The sequence below is a fragment of the Mycobacterium sp. E342 genome (assembly GCF_001667665.1).
Lineage (GTDB): Bacteria > Actinomycetota > Actinomycetes > Mycobacteriales > Mycobacteriaceae > Mycobacterium.
The window spans coordinates 62,773-86,471 of the sequence record NZ_LZJM01000097.1; the positions used below are offsets into that span (position 1 = coordinate 62,773).

Annotated in this window: 24 protein-coding genes and 1 tRNA gene; 18 read left to right on the top strand and 7 right to left on the bottom strand. The window is 68.7% G+C overall.

The window, feature by feature from the left end; translation table 11 throughout:
* Position 1: 1 nt before the first annotated feature.
* The 6 genes from A5692_RS06550 (at position 2) to era (ending at position 5,976) form a co-directional block, all read left to right on the top strand.
* A complete protein-coding gene (locus A5692_RS06550; protein WP_068053645.1) occupies positions 2 to 775 on the top strand; it encodes a 16S rRNA (uracil(1498)-N(3))-methyltransferase in 774 nt (257 codons plus the stop codon).
* An 85-nt stretch (positions 776 to 860) separates the two neighbouring features.
* Positions 861 to 1,919, top strand: coding sequence for a PhoH family protein (locus A5692_RS06555; RefSeq protein WP_068053648.1), 1,059 nt, complete (start codon positions 861 to 863; stop codon positions 1,917 to 1,919).
* Between the two features lie 17 nt (positions 1,920 to 1,936).
* On the top strand, positions 1,937 to 2,470 hold the full coding sequence (ybeY, locus tag A5692_RS06560; RefSeq protein ID WP_068053651.1) for an rRNA maturation RNase YbeY: 534 nt from the start codon (positions 1,937 to 1,939) through the stop codon (positions 2,468 to 2,470).
* Positions 2,467 to 3,753, top strand: coding sequence for a hypothetical protein (locus A5692_RS06565; RefSeq protein ID WP_068053653.1), 1,287 nt, complete (start codon positions 2,467 to 2,469; stop codon positions 3,751 to 3,753). The genes ybeY and A5692_RS06565 overlap by 4 nt, the downstream gene beginning before the upstream one ends.
* Positions 3,750 to 5,063, top strand: a complete 1,314-nt coding sequence (locus A5692_RS06570; protein WP_068053654.1) for a hemolysin family protein — start codon at positions 3,750 to 3,752, stop codon at positions 5,061 to 5,063. Before A5692_RS06565 ends, A5692_RS06570 begins: the two co-directional genes overlap by 4 nt.
* Before the next feature lie 13 nt (positions 5,064 to 5,076).
* Positions 5,077 to 5,976: a GTPase Era gene (era, locus tag A5692_RS06575; RefSeq protein WP_068053656.1), complete on the top strand. Its 900-nt coding sequence runs from the start codon at positions 5,077 to 5,079 to the stop codon at positions 5,974 to 5,976.
* A gap of 144 nt (positions 5,977 to 6,120) precedes the next feature.
* Here the strand turns inward: era and A5692_RS06580 are convergent, their stop codons facing one another.
* Positions 6,121 to 7,578, bottom strand: a complete 1,458-nt coding sequence (locus A5692_RS06580) for an aminotransferase class I/II-fold pyridoxal phosphate-dependent enzyme (protein ID WP_068053662.1) — start codon at positions 7,576 to 7,578, stop codon at positions 6,121 to 6,123.
* Between the two features lie 180 nt (positions 7,579 to 7,758).
* Positions 7,759 to 9,258: an amidase gene (locus A5692_RS06585; RefSeq protein WP_068053665.1), complete on the bottom strand. Its 1,500-nt coding sequence runs from the start codon at positions 9,256 to 9,258 to the stop codon at positions 7,759 to 7,761.
* A 62-nt stretch (positions 9,259 to 9,320) separates the two neighbouring features.
* On the opposite strand from A5692_RS06585, the gene recO reads away from it, so the two are divergent.
* The 3 genes from recO to A5692_RS29400 are packed head-to-tail and all read left to right on the top strand — an operon-like array spanning position 9,321 to position 11,489.
* Positions 9,321 to 10,118 carry a DNA repair protein RecO gene (gene recO / locus A5692_RS06590; protein WP_068053668.1) on the top strand — a complete coding sequence of 266 codons (798 nt, stop codon included), beginning with the start codon at positions 9,321 to 9,323 and terminating at the stop codon, positions 10,116 to 10,118.
* The gene (locus tag A5692_RS06595) at positions 10,111 to 11,004 is read left to right on the top strand and encodes a decaprenyl diphosphate synthase (protein ID WP_068053671.1); all 894 of its coding nucleotides are present in this window, start codon (positions 10,111 to 10,113) and stop codon (positions 11,002 to 11,004) included. The genes recO and A5692_RS06595 overlap by 8 nt, the downstream gene beginning before the upstream one ends.
* Positions 11,005 to 11,060: 56 nt before the next feature.
* Complete coding sequence (locus A5692_RS29400) at positions 11,061 to 11,489, top strand: hypothetical protein (RefSeq protein ID WP_068053673.1); 429 nt, start codon at positions 11,061 to 11,063, stop codon at positions 11,487 to 11,489.
* Between the two features lie 19 nt (positions 11,490 to 11,508).
* Here A5692_RS29400 and A5692_RS06605 read toward each other — a convergent pair whose 3' ends face one another.
* Positions 11,509 to 11,898 (bottom strand): Fur family transcriptional regulator, encoded by a 390-nt coding sequence (locus A5692_RS06605; protein WP_068053676.1) that lies wholly within the window; start codon positions 11,896 to 11,898, stop codon positions 11,509 to 11,511.
* The gene (locus A5692_RS06610; protein ID WP_369830269.1) at positions 11,895 to 12,272 is read right to left on the bottom strand and encodes an ArsR/SmtB family transcription factor; all 378 of its coding nucleotides are present in this window, start codon (positions 12,270 to 12,272) and stop codon (positions 11,895 to 11,897) included. The genes A5692_RS06605 and A5692_RS06610 overlap by 4 nt, the downstream gene beginning before the upstream one ends.
* A gap of 247 nt (positions 12,273 to 12,519) precedes the next feature.
* On the opposite strand from A5692_RS06610, the gene A5692_RS06615 reads away from it, so the two are divergent.
* From A5692_RS06615 to A5692_RS06625, 3 genes are all read left to right on the top strand, one after another.
* A complete protein-coding gene (locus A5692_RS06615; protein WP_068053738.1) occupies positions 12,520 to 13,929 on the top strand; it encodes a glycine--tRNA ligase in 1,410 nt (469 codons plus the stop codon).
* 221 nt (positions 13,930 to 14,150) lie between these two features.
* A complete protein-coding gene (locus A5692_RS06620) occupies positions 14,151 to 15,356 on the top strand; it encodes a PPE family protein (RefSeq protein ID WP_068053681.1) in 1,206 nt (401 codons plus the stop codon).
* A gap of 153 nt (positions 15,357 to 15,509) precedes the next feature.
* Entirely contained in the window at positions 15,510 to 15,830 is a 321-nt protein-coding gene (locus tag A5692_RS06625; RefSeq protein ID WP_369830266.1) for a hypothetical protein, read from the top strand.
* Positions 15,831 to 15,853: 23 nt separating this feature from the next.
* On the opposite strand, the gene A5692_RS06630 is transcribed toward A5692_RS06625, so the two are convergent.
* Positions 15,854 to 17,833 (bottom strand): TPM domain-containing protein, encoded by a 1,980-nt coding sequence (locus A5692_RS06630; protein ID WP_068053741.1) that lies wholly within the window; start codon positions 17,831 to 17,833, stop codon positions 15,854 to 15,856.
* A 96-nt stretch (positions 17,834 to 17,929) separates the two neighbouring features.
* Between A5692_RS06630 and A5692_RS06635 the strand changes: the two genes are divergently transcribed.
* The 3 genes from A5692_RS06635 (at position 17,930) to dnaG (ending at position 21,911) form a co-directional block, all read left to right on the top strand.
* Positions 17,930 to 19,219, top strand: a complete 1,290-nt coding sequence (locus tag A5692_RS06635; RefSeq protein WP_369830267.1) for a deoxyguanosinetriphosphate triphosphohydrolase — start codon at positions 17,930 to 17,932, stop codon at positions 19,217 to 19,219.
* A gap of 64 nt (positions 19,220 to 19,283) precedes the next feature.
* Entirely contained in the window at positions 19,284 to 19,892 is a 609-nt protein-coding gene (locus A5692_RS06640; RefSeq protein WP_082962421.1) for a superoxide dismutase family protein, read from the top strand.
* Between the two features lie 30 nt (positions 19,893 to 19,922).
* On the top strand, positions 19,923 to 21,911 hold the full coding sequence (gene dnaG / locus A5692_RS06645; RefSeq protein WP_068053687.1) for a DNA primase: 1,989 nt from the start codon (positions 19,923 to 19,925) through the stop codon (positions 21,909 to 21,911).
* Here the strand turns inward: dnaG and A5692_RS06650 are convergent.
* Positions 21,886 to 22,164 carry a hypothetical protein gene (locus A5692_RS06650; protein ID WP_068053690.1) on the bottom strand — a complete coding sequence of 93 codons (279 nt, stop codon included), beginning with the start codon at positions 22,162 to 22,164 and terminating at the stop codon, positions 21,886 to 21,888. The genes dnaG and A5692_RS06650 overlap by 26 nt on opposite strands.
* 209 nt (positions 22,165 to 22,373) lie before the next feature.
* On the opposite strand from A5692_RS06650, the gene A5692_RS06655 reads away from it, so the two are divergent.
* Positions 22,374 to 22,446, top strand: a tRNA-Asn gene (locus A5692_RS06655).
* Between the two features lie 26 nt (positions 22,447 to 22,472).
* Here the strand turns inward: A5692_RS06655 and A5692_RS06660 are convergent.
* On the bottom strand, positions 22,473 to 22,832 hold the full coding sequence (locus A5692_RS06660; protein ID WP_068053692.1) for a helix-turn-helix domain-containing protein: 360 nt from the start codon (positions 22,830 to 22,832) through the stop codon (positions 22,473 to 22,475).
* 105 nt (positions 22,833 to 22,937) lie between these two features.
* Between A5692_RS06660 and A5692_RS06665 the strand changes: the two genes are divergently transcribed.
* Both A5692_RS06665 and A5692_RS06670 read left to right on the top strand, forming a co-directional pair.
* A complete protein-coding gene (locus A5692_RS06665) occupies positions 22,938 to 23,306 on the top strand; it encodes a DoxX family protein (protein ID WP_068053695.1) in 369 nt (122 codons plus the stop codon).
* A gap of 160 nt (positions 23,307 to 23,466) precedes the next feature.
* Entirely contained in the window at positions 23,467 to 23,697 is a 231-nt protein-coding gene (locus A5692_RS06670) for a muconolactone Delta-isomerase family protein (RefSeq protein WP_156765956.1), read from the top strand.
* Positions 23,698 to 23,699: the final 2 nt, after the last annotated feature.

Consider the following 23,699-nt stretch of genomic DNA (forward strand, 5'->3'; position numbering starts at 1 on the left):
CATGGTCGCGACCCTGTTCTACGTCGACGCGCTGCCCGATGTCGGGTCGCTGGCCCTCGTCGAGGGTGACGAGGGGTTTCACGCCGCCACCGTGCGGCGGATCCGTCCCGGCGAGCAACTGGTCCTCGGCGACGGCGCCGGCGGCCTGGCGCACTGCGAGGTCGAGCACGCCGGCCGCGACGGGTTGCGGGCCCGGGTGCTGAAGCGCTGGAGCGTCGCGCCCGGCCGGCCGCCGGTGACGGTGGTGCAGGCGCTGCCGAAGTCGGACCGGTCGGAGTTGGCCATCGAATTGGCCACCGAAGCCGGCGCGGACGCGTTCCTGGCCTGGCAGGCGTCCCGGTGCGTGGCAGCCTGGCAGGGCCCCCGCGCGGACAAGGGCCTGCGCCGGTGGCGGGCCGTCGCCCGGTCCGCGGCCCGGCAATCCCGACGGGCGCACATCCCGCCCGTCGACGGCGTGCTGTCCACCGCGGAACTGGCCCAGCGAATCCGTGCCGAAGCGGACGCCGGGGCGGTGGTGCTGGCGTTACACGAGTCGGCGACCGACCCGCTGAACCGCCTCGACGTCGCCCGTGCGACGTCGCTGGTTCTCGTGGTGGGCCCCGAAGGCGGCATCGCCCCCGACGAGATCGCCGTGTTGACGGGGGCGGGGGCGCTACCCGTGCGGCTGGGCCCGCAGGTGCTGCGCACCTCGACCGCCGCGGCGGTGGCGCTGGGGGCGCTCGGCGTCCTCACCCCACGCTGGGACGACGCTTCCACCCTCCAATTCCGCGGCTGAAGGCTGACCAACGCGGGGCCCGGGCGTAGACTTAGGCAGCCGAGCAAACCACCGACAAGCCGAGAAAGCAGGCATCGAGAACCACGTGACGCCCCGCGAGACCAGCGCTGTTGACACAGCCGGAGGCCTCCAGGCCAACGCCCAAGTACGCAGCAGCATCGATGTTCCGCCCGATGTCGTCGTCGGCTTGTTGGGCTCGGCAGACGAAAACCTCCGCGCGTTGGAACGCAGCCTCAGTGCCGACCTGCACGTGCGTGGCAACGCCGTGACGGTCTCGGGTGCGCCGGCCGACGTCGCGCTCGCCGAGCGGGCGATCTCCGAGCTGGTCGCGATCGTCGCCAACGGGCAGCCGCTGACACCGGAGGTGGTCCGCCACAGCGTCGCGATGCTGGCCGGCACCGACAACGAGTCACCGGCCGAGGTGCTCACCCTGGACATCCTGTCGCGGCGCGGAAAGACGATCCGGCCCAAGACGCTCAACCAGAAGCGCTACGTCGACGCGATCGACGACAACACCATCGTCTTCGGGGTCGGCCCGGCCGGCACCGGGAAGACGTATCTGGCGATGGCCAAGGCGGTCAGCGCGCTGCAGACCAAACAGGTCAACCGCATCATCCTGACCCGGCCGGCGGTGGAAGCCGGTGAGCGCCTTGGGTTTCTGCCGGGCACCCTGAGTGAGAAGATCGACCCGTACCTGCGGCCGCTGTACGACGCGCTCTACGACATGATGGATCCCGAGCTGATCCCCAAGCTGATGTCCGCCGGGGTCATCGAGGTGGCGCCGCTGGCGTATATGCGTGGCCGCACGCTGAATTCGGCCTTCATCGTCCTCGACGAGGCGCAGAACACCACCGCCGAACAGATGAAGATGTTCCTCACCCGGCTCGGCTTCGGCTCCAAGATGGTCATCACCGGGGACATCACCCAGGTGGATCTTCCCGGCGGCGCCAGGTCGGGCCTGCGGTCGGCCATCGAGATCCTCGACAGCGTCGAGGACATCCATATCGCGGAACTCACCAGCGTGGACGTGGTGCGCCACCGGCTGGTCTCCGAAATCGTGGACGCCTACGCGAAATTCGAGGAGCCCGGGCTGACGATGAACCGGGCGGCCAGGCGCGCGTCGGGCTCCCGCGGGCGCCGGTGATAGGGCCGTAAGCAGCTATGAGCATCGAGGTATCCAACGAGTCGGGCATCGACGTCTCCGAAACCGAGTTGATCAGCGTCGCACGGTTTGTCATCGCCAAGATGGACGTCAACCCCGCCGCCGAGCTGTCCATGGTGCTGCTGGACACCGCGGCGATGGCCGACCTGCACATGCGCTGGATGGACCTGCCCGGGCCGACGGACGTGATGAGCTTCCCGATGGACGAGCTCGAGCCGGGTGGCCGGCCCGACGCCCCGGAGCCGGGACCGTCGATGCTGGGCGACATCGTGCTGTGCCCGGAATTCGCCGCCGGGCAGGCCGACGCGGCGGGCCACAGCCTGGGCCACGAGCTGGCGCTGCTGACCATCCACGGCGTGCTTCATCTGCTGGGATACGACCACGGCGAGCCGGACGAGGAAAAGGAAATGTTCGCCCTGCAGGACCGGTTGCTCGAGGAATGGGTCGCCGAGCAGGTCGAGGCCTACCAGCAGGACCGCCAGCTGGAGCGGGATCGCCGGTTGCTGGACAAGTCGAGGTATTTCGACAATTGAGCCGACTTCGAATACTGGGAATCGCGGCCGCGGCCGCCATCACCTTCGCACCGGTCACGTTGGTGGCCACGATCGGTGCGGCGGAGGCGGCCCCCTGCGCCGGTGCTGGGTCGAACCCCGCCAGCTGCAATTGGTGTCAGTACCTGGTGGCGCAGTATCACACCTCCAACGTGTGCTCCCAGGACGCGCCGCCCCGCCGGGCTCAGCCGTCCCCGACCCCGGTGCAGGTCCCCGAGCTTCCCCCGTACGTGCCGCCGAGCCCGGAGCCGGTGCATGCGCCGCCGGTCATCCCGCCGAATCTGCCGCCCACCAACCCGGTTGCCACGATCAATCCGCCGGGCCCCGACGCGTCGAGAAACGTCTCGGTGGTGGCCCCGCCACGGGGGCTCGACGTCCCGCCGCAGGCGGTCGCGGCGGCCAAGGCCGCTCCGGCGACGCGGGTCAATCCCGCCGACCCCCCGAAGCCGCCGAAGCAGGTCGACTTCAACCAGCGGGTACAGAATGTCGTCAGCGCCCACCGGGAAAACGTCGACGTCCTCAAGGTCGACAATCAGCGGCTGGTCCGGCCCCGGCACTGGGACTACGTCGACTACGACGACGCCTACCGCCGCCCGGCGCTGTTCAACCCCCTCAAAGAGGGCATGGTCTTCCGCTACTCCTACAACGGCGCCGACCGGGAGGCGTACCTGCCGGCCGGTTCCCGCATCGTGCTGGACGCCGCGACCGTCGGCGTGGTCCCGTTCACCGCGGTCGGTGACAGCTGGGTGGCGGCGGGCAGCTTCTATGGCGGTGGCTCGGTACCGCCGGACGGCTTCAACGGCCCCCCGCCGCCGGATTTCAAGCCGCCGGCCGCCCCGAAGGTGTACCAGACCGTCCTGGTCGCCGTCCCCGCCGCCAACCAGACGTTGGAGGTCGCCCAAGTGGCGGTGGTGGGCCGGGACGAAAGCCAGCCCGGGGGCAGTCAGCAGACCTTCCTGCTCGACGACTCCACGATGGCCTGGGGCGAGATCAACGACTCCAGCAGCAGCAACGCCCAGATCAGGGTGACCAAGACTCAGTCGTTGCCGCACGCCGGGCCGACCGACGACGGCAGCTTCCTGGTGGTGCTGGCCGTCCGCCCGCACGAGGAGCCGGCCCAACCCGCCCAGCCCTGGTGGCCCTCGGCCTTGGGCTACGGGGCGCTGGGGGTGTTCGTCGGCCTCACCGCCTGGGCGCTCAACCGGAAGCGGAGTGACGACGACGTAGGGCAGCCCGTCAGCACGTCAAGGTCCTCCGGCAGTTGACCGGCCTGTCTTGGCTGCTCGGCGCGATGGCGCTGATCGCCATCGGCGGGCTCTTCGCCGCGATCGACGCCGCGATCAGCACGGTGTCGCTGGCCCGGGTCCAGGAGCTGGTGCGCGAGGAGAGACCCGGCGCCGTGTCGCTGGCGGAGGTGATGGCCGAGCGGCCGCGCTACATCAACCTGGTTGTGCTGCTGCGGATCACCTGCGAGGTCACGGCGACCGTGCTGCTGGTGCTGTTCCTGTACGACAACTTCGGTCTGAACTGGGCGTTGTTCGGAGCCGCGGCCACCATGGTGGTGATGAGTTTCGTCGTCATCGGGGTCGGGCCGCGCACCCTGGGCCGCCAGCACGCGTATTCCATCTCGTTGACGACGGCCGTCTCGCTGCGCCTCATTTCGTGGTTGTTGATGCCGCTGAGCCGGTTGCTGGTGGTACTGGGTAATGCGCTGACGCCCGGCCGCGGCTTGCGCAACGGGCCGTTCGCGTCCGAGATCGAGCTGCGCGAGGTCGTCGACCTGGCCCAGCAGCGCGGCGTGGTCGCCGCCGACGAACGCCGGATGATCGAGTCGGTGTTCGAGCTCGGTGACACCCCGGCCCGCGAGGTGATGGTGCCGCGCACCGAGATGATCTGGATCGAAAGCGACAAGCTCGCCAGTCAGGCGCTGAACCTGGCGGTGCGCAGCGGGCATTCCCGCCTGCCCGTGATCGGGGAGAATGTCGACGACATTGTCGGGGTGGTATATCTCAAAGACCTTGTGCAGCAAAGCTTTTTGTCGGGTGACGGCGGCCGGGGCATCACCGTGGCGCAGGTGATGCGCCCGGCGGTCTTCGTTCCGGACTCCAAGCCGCTGGATACGCTGCTGCGCGAAATGCAACGGGACCGCAACCACATGGCACTCCTGGTCGACGAGTACGGCGCGATAGCCGGCCTGGTGAGCATCGAAGACGTGCTGGAGGAGATCGTCGGCGAGATCGCCGACGAGTACGACCAGGCGGAGACGGCGCCGATAGAAGACTTGGGCGACAAACGTTTCCGCGTCTCGGCGCGGCTGCCGATCGAAGACCTCGGCGAACTGTACGACGTGGACTTCGACGACGATCTCGACGTCGATACCGTCGGCGGTCTGCTCGCCCTGGAGCTGGGCCGGGTGCCCCTGCCGGGCGCCGAGGTGGTCTCGCACGGTCTGCGGCTGCAGGCCGAGGGCGGCACCGACCACCGCGGGCGGGTACGGGTCGGGACCGTCCTGTTGAGCCCGGCCGAGCCGGAGCCCAATGGCTCCCGCGACCCCGGGGTCGACGAGCATGGTTGAGCGGCGCGGCGGGATGACCGAATTCCATTCGGGCTTCGTCTGTTTGGTCGGCAGGCCGAACACCGGCAAGTCGACGCTGACCAACGCGCTCGTCGGCACCAAGGTGGCGATCACCTCGACGCGGCCGCAGACCACTCGGCACACCATCCGCGGAATCGTCCACCGCGATAACTTCCAGATCATCCTCGTCGACACGCCCGGCCTGCACCGGCCGCGCACCCTGCTGGGCAAGCGGCTCAACGACCTCGTGCGCGACACCTACGCCGAAGTCGACGTGATCGGGTTGTGCATCCCGGCCGATGAGGCGATCGGCCCGGGGGACAGGTGGATCGTCGACCAAATCCGTTCGACCGCACCGAAAACGACGCTGGTGGCCATCGTCACCAAGATCGACAAGGTGCCCAAGGACCGGGTGGCCGCGCAGTTGGTCGCGGTCAGTGAACTCGTCGGCGACTCGGCCGAGATCGTGCCCGTCTCTGCGACGACCGGGACGCAGGTGGACGTTCTGATCGACGTGCTGGCGGCGGCGCTGCCCGTCGGTCCGGCGTATTACCCCGACGGTGAGCTGACCGACGAGCCCGAGGAGGTGCTGATGGCGGAGCTCATCCGCGAGGCCGCCCTGGAGGGGGTCCGCGACGAGCTGCCGCACTCGTTGGCGGTGGTCATCGACGAGGTCAGCCCGCGGGAGGATCGCGACGACCTGATCGACGTGCACGCGCTGCTCTACGTCGAGCGCGACAGCCAAAAGGGCATCATCATCGGCAAGGGCGGCGCCCGGCTGCGGGAGGTGGGTACGGCCGCGCGCGGCCAGATCGAAAAGCTGCTCGGCACCAAGGTGTACCTCGACCTGCGCGTCAAGGTCGCAAAGAACTGGCAGAGCGACCCCAAACAGCTTGGTCGGCTGGGCTTCTAGACCGCCAGGACAAGGTTTTTTCACTGTCCGGTTCGGTCCTCGTCAAGGCCACGGGTGCGGCCAACCGTGTACTGCCCGACGGCGTCAAAGCCGTTGGCAACCGGGTGATGTCGCGACCGCGCGCCAGCTGATGAGAGTCAGGGGTCACGCCAGCACGCGGATGGTCTGTAGCGACGGATCCGCCGCGTCGGGAACGTTCATCCCGGCTTGCACACCCGAGCACAGGTAGTCCAGCACGGCGTCGTTGAGACGCTCGCCGGGCACCACGGCGGGAATCCCCGGCGGATACGGTGTGCATTGCTCGGCGGCGACGCGACCGGCGGCCCGGTCGGTGGACACCGTCTCGACGCACCCGAAGAACGCGTCGCGCGGCAGGCAGACCGTCTCCAGCTGCAGTTGCTCGGGTGACGGCAGGTCGATCCGCGGTGGCGGGTCGAACCCGTCGGCGGCCTTGCGCCAGTCCGTGAGCGCGTCGACGAGGCGGCCGGCGGTGTCCTCGTCGTCGGCCATGGACAGCGTCGCCAGAGTGCGGCGGTGATCGCTCATCCCGGTGTCCAGGTGCGCGTGCTCGCGCAGCCAGTCATGGGCCTGATAACCCGAGGTGCCCGTCGCGGACACGTCCATCAACACCTGCAGCCTATCCAGGTCGTGGGAGGCCTGCACACCGAGCAACTCGTCGTCGAGCACCTTCACGTCGGGGATGGCTTCGATGTCCCGACGCAGCTGACCGGCGAGATCCATTGCAGCGCGCAATAATGCGTGCCCGCGTTGCACCATCTGACGGCGCCAGCCGTCCATGGCGGCGTACACCAGTACGTTGGGACTGGTGGTCATCAGCAGGTCCGCGCATGCGGAGAGCCGGTCCTGATCGATCCGGTCGCCCTGCACGTGAAAAACGGACCCCTGCTCGAAACCCGCCCCCATCTTGTGAATGCTGACCACGCAAACGTCCGCACCGGCGTCCATCGCCCACGTCGGCAGGTCTTCGTGGAACGGCAGGTGCGCCCCCCACGCCTCGTCGATGATCAACGGCTTGCCGCGCGCGTGGCACACCTCGGCGATCCCGGCGATGTCGGCACACGTGCCGTACGGGCTCGGGCTCACGACGAGCGCGCCGGCGGCATCGGGGTGCTTCTCCCAGGCCTCCTGCACCTGCTGCGGTGACGGCGGATGCGAGAAATGATGCTCGGCGTCCCAGCGGGGGGTGATCCACCGGGGTTGCACGCCGGAGAAGATCAGCCCTGCCACAATCGACTTGTGGCTGTCGCGGCTGACCAGCAGGCTGCCGTCACCGCCGGCCACGGCCATCATCGCCGCCTTGACCGACAGCGAGCTGCCGCAGGTGGAGAACCAGGCGATGTCGGCGCCCACGGCCTGTGCCATCAGGTCCTCGGCGTGCTTCAGGTATTGGTGGCTGGTTCTGCGGTCATCCAGCCCGCCGCTGGCCAGCACGTCGTCGGCGAACGGCTCCCGGCCCAGGACCGCCAGGACCCGTTCATCGGTGCCGCGGCCCTGCCGGTGACCGGGCGGGGTGAACCCGTACCGGTTCTTCTCGCGGTAATCGACCAGCGCATCTAACAGCGGAGCATCAGATTGGTCCATCGTTCCGGAATACCCGCCTTGATGCCCGCTATGCGAGCGCCTCGGTGACCTCGAGCAATCCGTGTTCGCGCACCGCCGCCAGCGATTCCCGATGCCGCATCATCTCAACCCGGTGTGGGCATCGGCAAACCCGAAGCCGCTCAAGCGAAGTCGACATCAGGCGGTGCACCGGTCGACGTTTCACCTCTGCGTCGGCGGGGCGCCCGCCACCGGCGGCGTGCCCGTTTCGCCGGTCCACCACATCGTGGGCTGCTTGGTCGACCATCCGCAGACGGCCTCCAGCTCGGCGGCCAGGGAGATCAGCATGCCTTCGCTATTGGCGGGCCCCATCAACTGCACGCCGATCGGCAGCCCCTCGGAGGTGAACCCAGCCGGCACGTTGATCGACGGCCACCCCAGCACGTTCCACGCGAACGTGGCCGGGCACGCGGCGATCATGGCCCGATCGGTGCCGAAGCTGCCCAACCGGTCGAACGCGCGCGCCAGCGGCGGCGGTTGGGCCGTGGTCGGGGCCAGGACGACGTCAACGATGTCGAAGACGGAACCCACCCGCCGCTGGAGGGTGGCTTCGTGCCGGCGTGCGGTCCGCAGGATGGCCTGGCCCAGCACATGGCCCACGCGCAGGTTCGCCAGCGTGCGGGGATCGAGGATCACCCCGTCGCCCAGCCGCTCCTCCCAATCCCGCAGGCCGGCGGTGGACCGCGCGAGGAAGTCCCACGACAGCCGCAGGCCGTAGTCGGGATTTCCCGGCACCACCGTGTGGCCGAGCAGCTCGAGCTGCGTGGCCACTGCTCGCGTCGCGGCCAGGATCTCGGGATGCAGCTTGGGCCGAAAACCGGTGTAGGGGAACCGGGTTGACAACGCGATGTTCAGCGGGCCGGGCGCGATACCGACATAGTCGGACGCGGTGATCGGGGGCGGCTTGTGCCGGTCGCCCTCGACGTTGCCCGAAGCCGCGTCGAGCACCAACGCCGCGTCGGCCACCGTGCGTGCCAGCACGCCGTTGACCGTGATGCCGTTGAACGCGTCCGGCAGCGGCCAGGTGGAGATGCGGCCACGCTGCGGTTTGATGCCCACCAGGTGCGTCCACGCGGCGGGGACGCGAACGCTGCCGGCGCCGTCGGAGCCGATCGCGGCGGTGACCAGCCCCGCGGCCACCGCGGCCGCACTGCCCCCCGACGAGCCGCCCGGGGTGTGCCGGCGCGACCATGGGTTACGGGTGTGCCCAAATCCGGGTCCGCTGGTGAACGGCCACTGACCCAGTTCGCAGGTGTTGGTCTTGCCGACGATCACCGCGCCCGCCGCCTTCAGGCGGCGAACGACCTCGGCGTCGTGGGTGGCGGGCGGGACATGTCCCTCGGTGCCGAAGGCGGTCGGCACCCCGGCAACGTCGACGTCGTCCTTGACCGCGATCGGGATGCCCAGCAACGGCGCCGTGTCCCCGGCCGCGCGCCGACGATCGGCCGCCGCCGCATCGGCCAGTGCCGACTCGGTGAGCACCACGCGGAAGGCGTTCAGCGTCGGCTGGCTCGCGTGGATGGCGTGCAGGGACCGGCGCACCAGTGTGACGGATGTCACCGAGCGGCTCGCCAGCTGATAGAGCAGGTCAGTCAGTGTGGGCAGGCGCTGGCCACCGGATCCGAAAACGGACCCGGTACTCGACTCGGAAGCGCCAATCACGGGGTACGAGACTAATCGGCGCGGATACCAGCATTGTCGCGGCGGGGTGCAAAACTATTGTGATGCGGCTGTATCGAGACCGGGCGGTGGTGTTGCGTCAACACAAGCTCGGCGAGGCCGACCGGATCGTCACCCTGCTCACCCGCGACCACGGGCTGGTTCGGGCGGTGGCAAAGGGTGTCCGTCGCACCCGCAGCAAATTCGGGGCGCGGCTGGAACCGTTCGCGCACATCGACGCGCAACTGCATCCCGGCCGCAATCTCGACATCGTCACCCAGGTTGTCTCGATCGACGCGTTCGCCACCGACATCGTCAGCGACTACGGCCGCTATACCTGCGGGTGCGCGATGCTGGAAACCGCCGAACGCCTCGCCGGTGAGGAGCGGGCCCCCGCCCCGGCCCTGCACCGGCTCACGGTGAGCGCGTTGCGGGCGGTGGCCGACGGCCGCCGGTCCCGGGACCTGCTGCTGGACGCCTACCTGCTGCGCGCCATGGGCATCGCCGGATGGGCGCCGGCGCTGACCGAGTGCGCCCGGTGCGCCACCCCCGGCCCGCATCGCGCGTTTCATGTCGGCGCCGGGGGCAGCGTCTGTGCACACTGCCGTCCGGCCGGTTCGACGACACCGCCGCCGGGCGTGCTGGATCTGATGTCCGCGTTGCACGACGGCGATTGGGAGTTCGCCGACAAGACCCCGCAATCGCACCGCAGCTACGTCAGCGGACTGGTGGCCGCGCACCTGCAATGGCACCTGGAACGGCAGCTCAAGACGCTGCCACTGGTGGAACGGACGTATCACGTCGACCGTGCCATCGCCGAACGGCGCGCTGCGCTGGTCGAGCAGGATTTGGATTGTGGCTAAGAACCACGAGCGCACGTGGGGGTCCACCGACTTCCCGCAACTGCCGCCGGCACCTGAGGACTACCCGACCTTTCCGGACAAGTCGACCTGGCCGGTCGTATTCCCGGAGTTGCCACCGTCGCCCGACGGCGGCCCGCGCCGGCCGCCGCAGCACCCCTCCAAGGCCGCCGCGCCGCGGATTGCGGCCGACCGACTGCCCAACCATGTCGCCATCGTGATGGACGGAAATGGCCGCTGGGCCACCCAACGGGGGCTGCGCCGCACCGACGGGCATCAGGCGGGTGAGGCGGTTGTGATCGACATCGTCTGCGGCGCAATTGAACTTGGGATCAAATGGCTCAGCCTCTATGCCTTTTCCACCGAGAATTGGAAGCGTTCGCCCGAGGAAGTCCGCTTCCTGATGGGCTTCAACCGAGACGTGGTGCGCATGCGCCGGGTGAATCTCAACACGATCGGGGTCAACATCCGGTGGGTCGGGTCCCGGCCACGGTTGTGGCGCAGCGTCATCAACGAATTGGCGGTCGCGGAGGAAATGACAAAGGGCAACGACATCATCACCGTCAACTACTGCGTCAACTACGGTGGTCGCGCCGAAATCGCGGACGCAGCAAAGGAAATTGCGCGCTTGGCCGCCGCCGGCAGGCTGAACCCGGAGCGCGTCACGGAGGCGACGGTGGCGCATCACCTGCAGCGGCCCGACATCCCCGACGTGGACCTGTTCCTGCGGACGTCGGGGGAGCAGCGGTCCAGCAATTTCATGCTGTGGCAGGCGGCGTACGCCGAATACATCTTCCAGGACAAGCTGTGGCCCGACTACGACCGCCGCGACTTGTGGGCGGCGTGCGAGGAATACGCTTCGCGCAACAGAAGATTCGGGAGCGCGTAGTGGGGACCGGAAGCGCGGCGGAGCCGGGCGCACCGGGTCCTCACGGGGATGATCCGATGCCATCACTGCAGGAGCGGCTGGCGTCGGTGCTCGGCGAAGTCCTCCCGGTCGAGGAGGAGTCCGACGGTGCGCTGACGGTGCGCCACGCCGGGACCATCGCCTCGTTGCGGGTGGTTCACATCGCCGACGACCTCGACCTCGTCTCGCTCACCCAGGTCGTGGCGTGGGACCTGCCCCTGACCAAGAAGATCAGCGACCAGGTCGCCAGGCAGGCCCGCGACAGCAACTTCGGCAGCGTCACGCTCGTGGAGAAGGTCAACGAGAAGGCGGTACAACGCAACTCGGGCAAGGGCGGTGCGAAGAGCGCCGACGTCATGCTGCGGTACAACTTTCCCGGCGCCGGCCTGACCGACGACGCGCTGCGCACCCTGATCCTGCTGGTGCTCGATACGGGCGCCGGGATCCGCAGCGCGCTGACGGCCTGACGGTTTCACGTTCGACGGGTTATTGGCAGTCCTTGCAGGTGCCGAAGATCTCGATGGTGTGGCTGACGTCGGAATAGCCGTGTTTGGCCGCGACCTGTGCCGCCCACTCCTCGACCTCGTGGTCGCCGACCTCGATCGTGGAACCGCAGCCGCGGCAGACCAGGTGATGATGGTGGTGTTCGGAGCACCTGCGGTAAACCGACTCGCCGGTGTCGGTGCGCAGCGTGTCGACCATGCCGGCGGCCGCCATCGACTGCAGCGTCCGGTAGACCGTGGTCAACCCGATGTTCTCGCCGCGGCGGCGCAGCTCGTCGTGCAACTCCTGCGCCGAGCGGAAGTCGTCGAGGGTGTCCATCAGGGTGGCGATCGCCGCCCGCTGACGGGTCGACCGGACGCTCACGCCGGTCATTGGGTCTCCTCGCTTGCGTGGGCGACCGCGTCCACGACGATGTGCGCCAGGTGATGGTCGGCCAGCCGGTACAGCACCTCGCGGCCGGAGCGCTCGCCGGTGACGACGCCGGCGGCCTTGAGGATCTTCAGGTGCTGGCTGACCAGTGGCTGCGGGACGCCGAGCGCGTCGACCAGCTCGTGCACGCAGCGGTGGGATTCATGCAGCTGCAGCACGATGGCGATCCGTACCGGAGCTGCCAGCGCGCGCAGCAGCTCGCCGGCCGCGTCGAGAATCTCCCGCGACGGCGGGACGGGATAGTCGGCCAGCGCGCGATGTCCGCCGGGCCCGGCGTCGCCGTGCTCCTGGGCGACCACGCTGATGGCCGATCCCATGTCGCTACCGGCGGTGGTCGGCATCGGGGAAGGCGGGGAGGGGGACATCGCCATGGGAGGAAGTCATCACCTTCGAGAAGTGCCAGGTAGTGGGGAGGTCCCGCCGTGAGGTCACGCGGGCGGCCGACTTCCACTGTCACATGCATGATGACGCATGTCAAAGACCGCGGCGCCGATCGCTACCATGACTGATGCTCTGCGCACGGCGGTCGGCCGCCATGCGCGCCCGTTCAAACCCGGAAAGGGAGTGCACCGCCCCGTGGCGTCCGTCATCGACACCGTAGTGAATCTGGCCAAACGGCGCGGCTTCGTCTTTCCCTCGGGTGAGATCTACGGCGGCACCCGGTCGGCGTGGGACTACGGGCCGCTGGGTGTGGAGCTCAAGGAGAACATCAAACGGCAGTGGTGGCGCTCGGTGGTGACCGGGCGCGACGACGTGGTGGGACTCGATTCTTCGATCATCCTGCCGCGGCAGGTGTGGGTGGCCTCCGGCCACGTCGAGGTGTTCCACGACCCGCTGGTCGAGTGCCTCAACTGCCACCACCGGCATCGCCAGGACCACATGCAGGAGGCGTGGTTAGCCAAGAATGCGGCGAAGAAGGGGATCGACGACCCCGGCTCGGTGCCGATGACCGAGATCGTCTGCCCGGACTGTGGCACCAAGGGGCGCTGGACCGAGCCCCGCGAGTTCAACATGATGCTCAAGACCTACCTCGGGCCCATCGAGACCGAGGAGGGGCTGCACTACCTGCGTCCAGAGACCGCGCAGGGCATCTTCGTCAACTTCGCCAACGTCGCCACCACCGCGCGCAAGAAGCCGCCGTTCGGTATCGGCCAGATCGGCAAGAGCTTTCGCAACGAGATCACGCCGGGCAATTTCATTTTCCGGACCCGCGAGTTCGAACAAATGGAAATGGAGTTCTTCGTCGAGCCGTCGACCGCGAAGGAATGGCACCAGTATTGGATTGACACCCGGCTGCAATGGTATGTCGAGCTGGGTATCAACCCGGAGAATCTGCGGTTATTCGAGCACCCGGCGGAGAAGCTTTCGCACTACTCCGACCGCACCGTCGACATCGAGTACAAGTTCGGCTTCGCCGGCAACCCGTGGGGCGAGCTGGAAGGCGTCGCCAACCGGACCGATTTCGACTTGTCCACTCACGCAAAGCATTCCGGGGCCGACCTGTCCTACTACGACCAGGTGACCGATACGCGGTACACCCCGTACGTCATCGAACCCGCCGCCGGTCTCACCCGGTCGTTCATGGCGTTTCTGATCGATGCCTACACCGAGGACGAGGCGCCCAACGCCAAGGGCGTCATGGAGAAGCGCACGGTGCTGCGCCTGGACCCGCGGCTGGCGCCGGTCAAGGCCGCGGTGCTGCCGCTGTCCCGGCACGCCGACCTGAGTCCCAAGGCGCGTGACTTGGCCGCAGAGTTGCGCACCTGCTGGAACATCGATTTCGACGACGCCGGCGCGATCGGGCGACGCTACCGGCGCCAGGACGAGGTGGGTACCCCGTTCTGTGTGACGGTGGACTTCGATTCGCTCGAAGACAACGCCGTCACGGTGCGCCGGCGCGATGACATGACGCAGGAGCGCGTCGCGATGAACGCCGTGGCCGACTATCTGGCCGCGCGGCTCAAGGGCTGCTGACCGGTTCCGGCGGCGCACACCCGCCGGGGCCCTGACTTGCCTGGTGGACAGGCCCGCACCCCCTTCGTCGCGTGATTAAACGTTTCGTAAAAAAGCGGTCTCGGGTATCCGATTGCTTTAGGCTCTTAAGGCGATGTTCCTCACGTGTCTAGTCGCCGGGGGTGGGTGTCGATTCGTGTGAGCGTAGGTGCCGTTGACTCGGTCGGTGGGTTGGGGATGTGATGATTCCAGCTTTTCTCTTCTTCCCCCCCGAGATCAACTCTGCGCTCATGTATGGCGGCGCCGGGCCCGGCTCATTGTTGACGGCGGCCTCGGCCTGGCAGGCGCTGGCGGAGGACTTGGCGGCTGCTGCTGCGTCATTTGAGTCGGTTGTGACGGGCGTGGCCGCCGGGCCCTGGACCGGCCCCTCCTCGGTCGCGATGGTGGCGGCGGCGACGCCGTACCTGCAGTGGCTGATCTCGGCGGCCGCACAAGCCGAGATGGCGGCCGCCCAGGCGACGGCGGCGGCGACGGCCTACGAGGCGGCGTTCATGGCGACGGTGCCCACCCCGGAGGTGCTCGCCAACCGCCTCCGGTTACTGATGCTGATCGCGACGAACTTCTTCGGTCAGAACACGCCGGCGATCGCGATGACCGAAATCGAATACATGGAGATGTGGGCCCAGGACGTGGCCGCGATGGTCGGCTATAACGTCGGGGCCCAGACGGTGGCGGCGACGCTGCCGGCCTTCAGCGCCCCGCCGGTGGCCCTGGGTGGATTGGCGAGCTTGGTGACGGCGCCGCTGGACTGGGCGTCCCAGGCTTTCGGGGCGTTCGGGTCTCTAGGGGCCTCGTTCGTGTCCGAGCTGCAGTCGCTGTTGGGGGCGTTTTTCCCCGGCCTGTCGTCGGTGACGTCGTTGCTGTCGTCGATGCCGGTGACGACGATGACCGCGCTGGCGCCGATCGGGATGTATCCCGCGAGCGCGCTGATGTCCCCGATGATGGTGCTGGCCCACAGTGTGGGGCCCGCGGCACCGGCGGCGGGCGGTGTCACCACCGTGTCCGCGGAGGTTCCACTCGCGCCCGCCGGTGGGGTTCACGGGCTGCAGTCGCTCGGCGGGCTGGGCCCGGCCACGGCCGGGATGGGCACCGCGCGGTTCGTGGGGGCGATTACGGTGCCGCCGACCTGGCAGGGGTCGATGCCGGTGCCGGCGGTCCTGACGAGTCTGGCGGTACCGGCGCTGGGCACCCAACTGCCCACCCCGATCGCGACCGGCGGGTCCTCCGCGTCGTCCGCATCCGCCGGTTCTACGCCGGCCGTGGCCATGGCGGTGGATGATCGGGACGGCGAGGAGAACAAGACCGATCGGCGGGGGCGCCGCGGCGGGGAGAATCCCCACGTGGTGCAGTCGCGGCCTAAGGTGGTGCCGCGGACCAAAGGCGGATAAGGGGCCGACGACCGCGTCGGCTTGGGGCGTGCGCTCGCCGAAAGCAAATCCACGTTTTTCGGGTATTTGTCTCGCGTTTGGCTTACGATGTGGCTGCTTGGTGTTAATTGGTTCGGCCACAGCGTCCGAAGATCGGCTGTGGAAGGGGGCAACATGCTTTTGCCTCTTGGTCCGCCGCTACCAGATGACTCGGTGGCAGCGGTTCGGGGTGAGTCGGGGATGCTCGGTGGCCTGTCGGTTCCGCTCAAATGGGGTGTGGCCGTGCCGCCGGATGACTACGACCACTGGGCCCCGAAGCCGGAAGTGAGCGCCGACGCCGGCGACCCTTACACGGACGCCCCGGTTCCCGCCGCGGTCGCGGTTGCGGAGGCCACCCAGTGGAACGAGTGGACGCGGTGGGAAGGCGAAGCCGAACCCCAGTTCGAAATGCCGCGCAGCGGGGGCGTGATCCCGCATTCACCGGCCGCCGGCTGACGGTTGGATTCTCGGTGGGCGGCTCAGAATCGGCCGCCGCCGCCCATGAAGCCGCCGCCTGACGAACCGCCGAACGATGTCGGAGTCCAGCCGCCGAATCCGCCCCGCATGCCGCCGCTGAGCACGTTGCCGATGATGATTCCGCCCAGCATCGCGCCCATGTCGCCGCCCCCGCCACGGGTGAAGGCCCGCTGAGCCGACTGCACGTCGGTATTGGCCAAGGACTGCGCCTGGGCGGCCAGCGTCGACGCCGCGTTGGCGTGGGAAATCGCTTCGGTGGGGTTGTCCGCCCTCTTGTCCCGTGCGGCTTGCAGGTGCCGTTCGGCTTCGGCGAGCCGGGTGCGGGCCTCCGGCCCGACGCTGCCCCGTCGCGTGTCGACGTAGTCCGAGACCGCCCGCACCCGGGATTCCGCGGTGAACAACGCCTGCTCCAACGACCGGTTGAGCTGTTCGGCGGTAGCTTGCTCCTGAGCCAGCTTGACCAGCAGCCCGTTGAGATCGGAATCCGCCTTGGCCAACTGCGCGAAGGCGCCGAGCGGGTCGGTGGAGCCGCCGGCGCGCGCACCGTCGACGGCCCGCGCGGCCGCATCGCGTGCGGATATCAGATCGCCGGTATGGGCGGATTTGGTGGTCTGCGCCTTCTGCACGAGCTCGTTCGCGCGCTTGATGTCCGCCTGAGTGTCGGCCATGGCCGACGGTAGCCGGTCGATGGCGTGCTGGATGTCGGTGGCCGCGTTGTCCACCGAGTCGAGCAGCGCCCGCGCCTGCCCGAGCGCGGACTCGGCGGCGCGGACGGCATCCACCAGACCGGCCTGCCGGCCGCCGACCGCTTCGCCGGCCAGCCCCCGGGCGGTGCCGATGTTGCGGTCGGCGAACGCCAGCCGCTCCTTGGCGGCTGAGGCGTTGCCGGACACCGAAGTCAGCGCGGCAGCGTCGAATTGGTGGTGCAGCTCAGCCAGTCGCTGTTCTGCGGGGGCTATGCGGGTGGTGAGCTCGACGTACTGCCGGGTCAGCGCGTCGAGCCGCGACGGGGCGTTGATCACCAGATCGCGCAGGTTCTCGAAGGCTTCGGTCTGCGACTCCAGCTCACGGTCGGCGCGGGCCGCGGACACCACGACTCGGGTGAGTAGGTCGCGGCGCTGGTCGGGGGTCTCCGGTGTGCTGTCGTCGAGCTGTTGGCGCACCGTGAACGCTTGCGACAGAGCGGCTTTGGCATTGTCCACAGCCTGGGTGAACGGCCGGGTCCGCTCTTCGCCGAACTCGGCGATCGCCAGGTCGAGTTCGTTGGAGCTGGTTCGCACGGCGTTGTCGACATCCACCACCAGTGCGCGGGACAGGTCGTCGAGGGCCTGCAACGGCACGGCGGCCAGCGCGTCGACGTCGGTGGGATCGACGCGGCGGGCCGCGGCCAGTTGGGCGGCGCGGCGCCGCCGGCCGCGATAGCGCATGACCAACAGCAGCGCCGTCACCGCGGCCAGAATGATCGCCAGCGTGACCAGCAAGGCCACCCGTCCCGACGAGCCCGGCGACGTGTTGAGCCCGTTGGCCGCCGCAACCGCGGCGCCGCTCCAGTCGCCGTTGTGCAGGGCGGGCTCGATCTTGTTGTGCCGCAAGTCATCGACCTGTCGTGCGTTGACGCTCTTGACGGTCGATGGCACCAGGAAGGCGTACGCGCGGCTGTTGGTCGCGACGGCCAGCAGGGCGTCATAGCCGCCCAGATCGCTGGAACTCACCGTGCGCTGTGCCCAGCTCACCGGGCTCTGGCCGGAGAAGTCGTCGACGTAGACCACCCACAGCCGGATGTGGCGATCCGTGTACAGCTTGTCCACCGCCGACGTGACCGCCGCGCGGCCGGAGTCCGTCAGGACGCCCGCGTTGTCGGTGACGTAGTCCGCCAGCCGGAACGGGGGCTGCGCGCCGGCCGGGGGTGCCACCAGCAGCCCGCCACCGAAACCGAGCGCGAGGATCGCCCCGATCAGACCGAGCAGGCGGGCAGTGCGCATGCGCATGAGGTCAATTTAGCGCCGCCGGGATGCGGGCAAATACCCCGCGCGCCGGGCCGGTACTTCGTCCGGCATTCCCTGGCAGACTGTGCTGCGGTGATTGAGAAGGTGAACACGAATCGGCAAGACCCTTACGACGACTTCGACCGTCAACGGCGGGTGCGCGAAGCGCCGAAGACTGCGGGTCTGCCCGGTACGGAAGGTCAGCACCGTACCGACTTCGCGCGGGACCGGGCCCGCGTGTTGCACAGCGCCGCGCTGCGCCGGCTGGCCGACAAGACCCAGGTGGTCGGGCCTCGCGAGGGCGACACGCCGCGCACCCGGCTGACGCACTCGCTGGAGGTCGCCCAGATCGGGCGGGGGATGGCGGTCGGCTTGGGCTGTGACCTCGACCTGGTCGAGCTGGCCGGGCTGGCGCACGACATCGGCCACCCGCCCTACGGACACAACGGCGAGCGCGCCCTGGACGAGGTCGCCGCCGGCCACGGCGGTTTCGAGGGCAATGCGCAGAACTTCCGCATCCTGACCAGCCTCGAGCCCAAAATCCTTGACGAACAAGGCAATAGCGCGGGGCTGAACCTGACCCGCGCGTCTTTGGACGCGGTCACCAAGTATCCGTGGTACCGCGGCAAGGGGCCCGGCACGGAGAAGAGAAAGTTCGGTTTCTACGAGGAGGATCGCGGGCCGGCGGACTGGGTTCGGGCCGGCGCGCCGGAAGGCCGGATGTGCCTGGAAGCACAGGTGATGGACTGGGCCGACGATATCGCCTACTCCGTCCACGACGTCGAGGACGGAGTCGTCTCCCAACGCATCGACCTGCGGGTGCTCGCCGATGAGCACGAGGCCGCCGCCCTGGCCAAACTGGGTGAGAGCGAATTCTTCCGGGTCAGCGCCGACGACTTCATGGCGGCCGCGGGGCGGCTCTCGGCGTTGCCCGTGGTGGCCGCCGTCGGCAAGTACGACGCCACCTTGTCGGCGTCCGTCGCGCTCAAGCGACTGACCAGTGAACTGGTCGGCAGGTTCGCGTCGGCCGCCATCGCCACCACCCGGGCCGCGGCCGGTCCCGGGCCGCTGGTGCGCTACCGGGCCGACCTGCTGGTCCCCGACCTGGTGCGCGCCGAGGTCGCGCTGCTGAAAATCCTTGCGCTGCAGTTCATCATGTCCGACCCGCGCCATCTGGGCACCCAGGCCCTGCAACGTGAACGGATCCACCGGGTGGCGCAATGGCTGCATGTCGGGGCGCCGCACACGCTCGACCCGGTCTTCGCCGCGGCGTTCACCGTCGCGGCCGACGACCGCGCCCGGTTACGGGTCATCGTCGACCAGATCGCCTCCTATACCGAAGGCCGGCTGGAGCGCATCGACGCGCGCCAGACCACCGGTTAGGCCGCGGTCCTCCGCAGGTCATCCCACGGCAGCGGCGTCCCCGTCGCGGACTAGGCTGCCCCGCATGACCAAATTCAGCGGCATCGCCACCCTCGCGGTGGGGCTTCCCGTCGTCGTCATGACCGCCTGCAGCTCACCACAACACGCGAGCACCCAGCCCGGCACCACCCCTCCGGTCAAGAGCGCCCCGCCGGCCTCGTCGGGAGAGACGACCACACCGGCACCCAACGGCGAATCGCTCAGCGCGCAACTGAAGACGCCGGACGGCCGGTCCGTCGCCACGGCGACGTTCGACTTCACCGGCGGCTACGTGACCGTCACCGTCAAGACGGTCGCCCCGGGCATCCTGTCGCCGGGCTTCCACGGGATGCACGTCCACGAGTTCGGCAAGTGCGAGCCCAACTCCGTCGCCCCGACCGGCGGCCCGCCCGGAAACTTCCTCTCGGCGGGCGGTCACTACAACGCGCCCGGCCACACCGGTAAGCCCGAAAGCGGCGACCTGACGTCGCTCGAGGTGCGCCAGGACGGGTCGGCCTACCTGGTGACCACCACCGACGCGTTCACCCGGGATGTCCTGGTGGGTGGCGACGGCAAGGCGTTGATGTTGCACGGCGCCGAATACAGCGACAACGCGATGGACCGGGTGGCGTGCGGCGTCATCGGAACCGGATAGCCGGCCGGCTCGGCGCTCTAGACTGAGCCGATGTCCAGCCCGGCAGGTTCGTGGGGGCGCCACCCGCGCGCGGGGGAGGACGACGCCCGGCCCAGGGGCCGCGGCCGGATCCCCGACCGCGACATCGCGGCCATCCGCGAGCGTGTCCGCATCGAGGAAGTCGTCGGCGACTACGTCCAATTGCGCCGCGCCGGAGCCGATTCCCTCAAGGGCCTGTGCCCATTCCACGACGAGAAGTCGCCGTCGTTTCACGTTCGCCCCAACCACGGCCACTTCCACTGCTTCGGCTGCGGGGAGGGCGGCGACGTCTACGCCTTCATCCAGAAGATCGAACACGTCACCTTCGTCGAGGCCGTTGAACTGCTCGCCGACCGGATCGGCCACACCATCAGCTACACCGGCCCGGCGACCAGCGTGCAGCGGGACCGCGGGAGTCGCAGCCGGCTGGTCGCGGCCAACGCGGCCGCGGCGGAGTTCTACGCCGCGGCGCTGGAGTCCGACGAGGCCGCGCCGGCTCGCCGGTACCTGACCGAGCGGAATTTCGACGCCGAGGCGGCCCGTCGCTTCGGCTGTGGCTTCGCGCCGTCCGGCTGGGACTCATTGACGAAACATCTGGTGCGCAAGGGTTTCGAGTTCAAGGAGCTGGAGGCGGCCGGCCTGTCGCGGCAGGGCCGTCGCGGCCCCATCGACCGCTTCCACCGCCGGCTGCTGTGGCCCATCCGCACTGCGGCCGGCGAAGTGATCGGGTTCGGCGCCCGCCGGCTCTTCGACGACGATCCGATGGAAGCCAAGTACATCAACACGCCCGAGACGCTGCTGTACAAGAAGTCGTCGGTGATGTTCGGCATCGATCTGGCCAAGCGCGACATCGCCAAGGGACACCAGGCGGTCGTCGTCGAGGGCTACACCGACGTGATGGCAATGCATCTGGCCGGCGTCACCACCGCGGTGGCGTCGTGCGGCACCGCGTTCGGTGACGAGCACCTGGCGATGCTGCGGCGGCTCATGATGGACGACAGTTTCTTCCGCGGCGAGTTGATCTACGTCTTCGACGGCGACGAGGCCGGGCGGGCGGCCGCGCTCAAGGCCTTCGGCGGGGAGCAGAACCTGGCGGGGCAGTCGTTCGTCGCGGTGGCCCCGGACGGCATGGATCCCTGCGACCTGCGCCTGAAGTCCGGCGACGGCGCCCTGCGCGACCTGGTGGCGCGGCGCACCCCGTTGTTCGAGTTCGCGATCCGCACGGCGATCGCCGAGATGGACCTGGACAGCGCCGAGGGCAGGGTCGGGGCGCTGCGTCGGTGCGTGCCGATGGTGTCCCAGATCAAAGACCCGACGCTGCGCGACGAATACGCCCGCCAGCTCGCCGGCTGGGTCGGCTGGGACGACGTCGCGCAGGTCATCGACCGGGTACGCGGCCAGGCCAAGAAGTCGCCGGCCCCCGCCCGGGGCGGTGCCGGTGCCAACGCCTCCCGCCGCGCCCCCCAGCAGGCCCGTGCGACGGCGCCGGCGCAACCGGCCGCCGCCCGCCCCGACCCGCGCGACCCGACCCTGCGGCTCCAGCGCGAGGCGCTCAAGTCGGCGCTGCAGTCGCCGGCGCTGGCCGGGCCGGTGTTCGACACGCTGACGGTCGAAAGCTTCACCCATCCCGGGTATGCCGCCGTGCGCGGGGCCATCGAGGCCGCGGGCGGCACGTCGAGCGGCGTCACGGGGGCGCAGTGGATCGATGCGGTGCGCCAGCGCGCCGGATCCGACCTGACCGCGGGGTTGATCAACGAGCTGGGCGTGGAGGCCATCGAGGTCGACGACGAGAAGCTACCCCGCTACATCGCCGGCGTGCTGGCCCGGCTGCAGGAAGTGTGGATGGGCCACCAGATCGCCGAGGTGAAGTCAAAGCTGCAGCGCATGTCGCCGATCGAACAGGGTGACGAGTACCACGCGTTGTTCGGTGACCTGGTCGCGATGGAGGCCTACCGGCGCAGCCTGCTGGAGCAGGCTAGCGGCGACGATCTGCCGATGTGAGGGCCTCGTCGGCCATTCGCCCGGGGTCACGCTCCATGATGGCCGTCTGGTCGTCGATGTCGGCGACGGTCACGAATCCGGCGTCCGGGGAGATCCGGTTCGCGATCTTGCGGCGCCCCCCTTCGACCACCGACTTGGCCACGGGACTGCTGGTCAGCGCCCGATAGGTGCCCACGATCTGCTCATATCGGCGCCGCCCGGCCTTCGAGCCCAGCACATAGCCCAGTCCGAGCACCACCACATAGCGGATCAAAACGTTCCTCCCGACTAGCGACGGTTCCATCCTGCCTCACCCGGGCGGGTGCGTGCGTTGTAGAGGGGCACCAATAAGTCGGTGCCGACCCGCCGCGCCCGGCTACGCAACGCTAGCGATCGCCACCAGCCACGGTCGCGATGTGTTGGTCCCCGCTAGTTGGGCCGCGTCCCGCCAGTACGCTAGAGTCGTCCCGCGAATCTGGTTAGTCCCCTGTAGCTCAATTGGCAGAGCATTCGGCTGTTAACCGAAGGGTTGGTGGTTCGAGTCCACCCGGGGGAGCCGCAAACGTCGTTGTGTATCCCGCGTTACCGAGACGTGCGGTTGGCGTTGATCTGCTCATGATGCGCCATGGCCCACTCGGCCAGGGAAATCACCAGCGGTAGCAATGTCCATCCGAGTTCGGTCAGTTCGTACTGGACTCGCGGTGGCACTTCGGCGTAGGCCGTCCGGTCGACCAGGCCATCCTCGACCAGATGCTTGAGCGTCAGGGTGAGCATCCGCTGCGAGATCCCTTCCACGGTCGCCTCCAGCTCGCCGAACCGCATCGGCCCGTCACGCAGCGTGCCGATGACCAGCAGGCTCCACTTGTCGCCGATGCGATCGAGGACCTCCCGGACCGCACCGCCCTCGGGTATCCGCGGCGTCTTCCGTGTGACGTTGGTCATATCGAAGCCTCCGTCCTGAATGCATACATCGATGTGCCTTTTGCGAGGGCCCCAGTGCTGACACACGATGTGGCTACACACAAATCGTAAGGATTGGGGAATGCCGTGAACATCGCACTGTGGGCTGGGCAGGGTCTGCTCGCATTCGTCTACCTTGCGGCGGGCGGGCTCAAGGTCGTTCGGCCGCGCGAACAACTTGTGGCATCGGGCCGGCTCGACTGGATGAAGGACCACTCGGACGCCGCCGTCAAGGCCGTCGGCGCGGTCGAGATCCTCGGCGCGCTCGGTGTGACCCTGCCCGAGGCAACCGGCATCGCCCGCGCCCTGACCCCGATCGCTGCGGTCGGCCTGGTCGTCGTGCAGATTGGCGCAATGCGCGTGCACCTGACTCGTAACGAGCGACAACCGTTGCCAATCAACGTGATTCTCCTGCTGCTCGCCGCCTTCGTCGCGATCGGCCGGTTCGTGAGGTGAACCCTATTTCGGCGTGTGGCCCCGTATATTTCGAGCCGGCCTGCTGACGATCGACCGCTGCGTGCAGTATGTTCGCGCACAACTCATTTGGGAGGGATCGTGGAGTCCCTGGTCATCATGACCGCTCACGTTCCGGACGGAACCGCACCGGAAACCGTCGATGACGTCCGCGCGCGAGGCCGCCCATTCCCGCCGGCTCGCCGAACAAGGACACCTCGAGCGGCTGTGGATGCTGCCGTCTCAGTCCGGCGATCAGCGCGCGCTGGGCCTGTGGTGCGCCGCGGACGCCGGGGCCATGCGGCGATCTTCTGAATCGCTGCCGCTGCTCGCCTGGATCAGCGTGGAAATGACGCCGCTCACAGTACATCCGAGTGACCCCGCGGCCGCTTGACC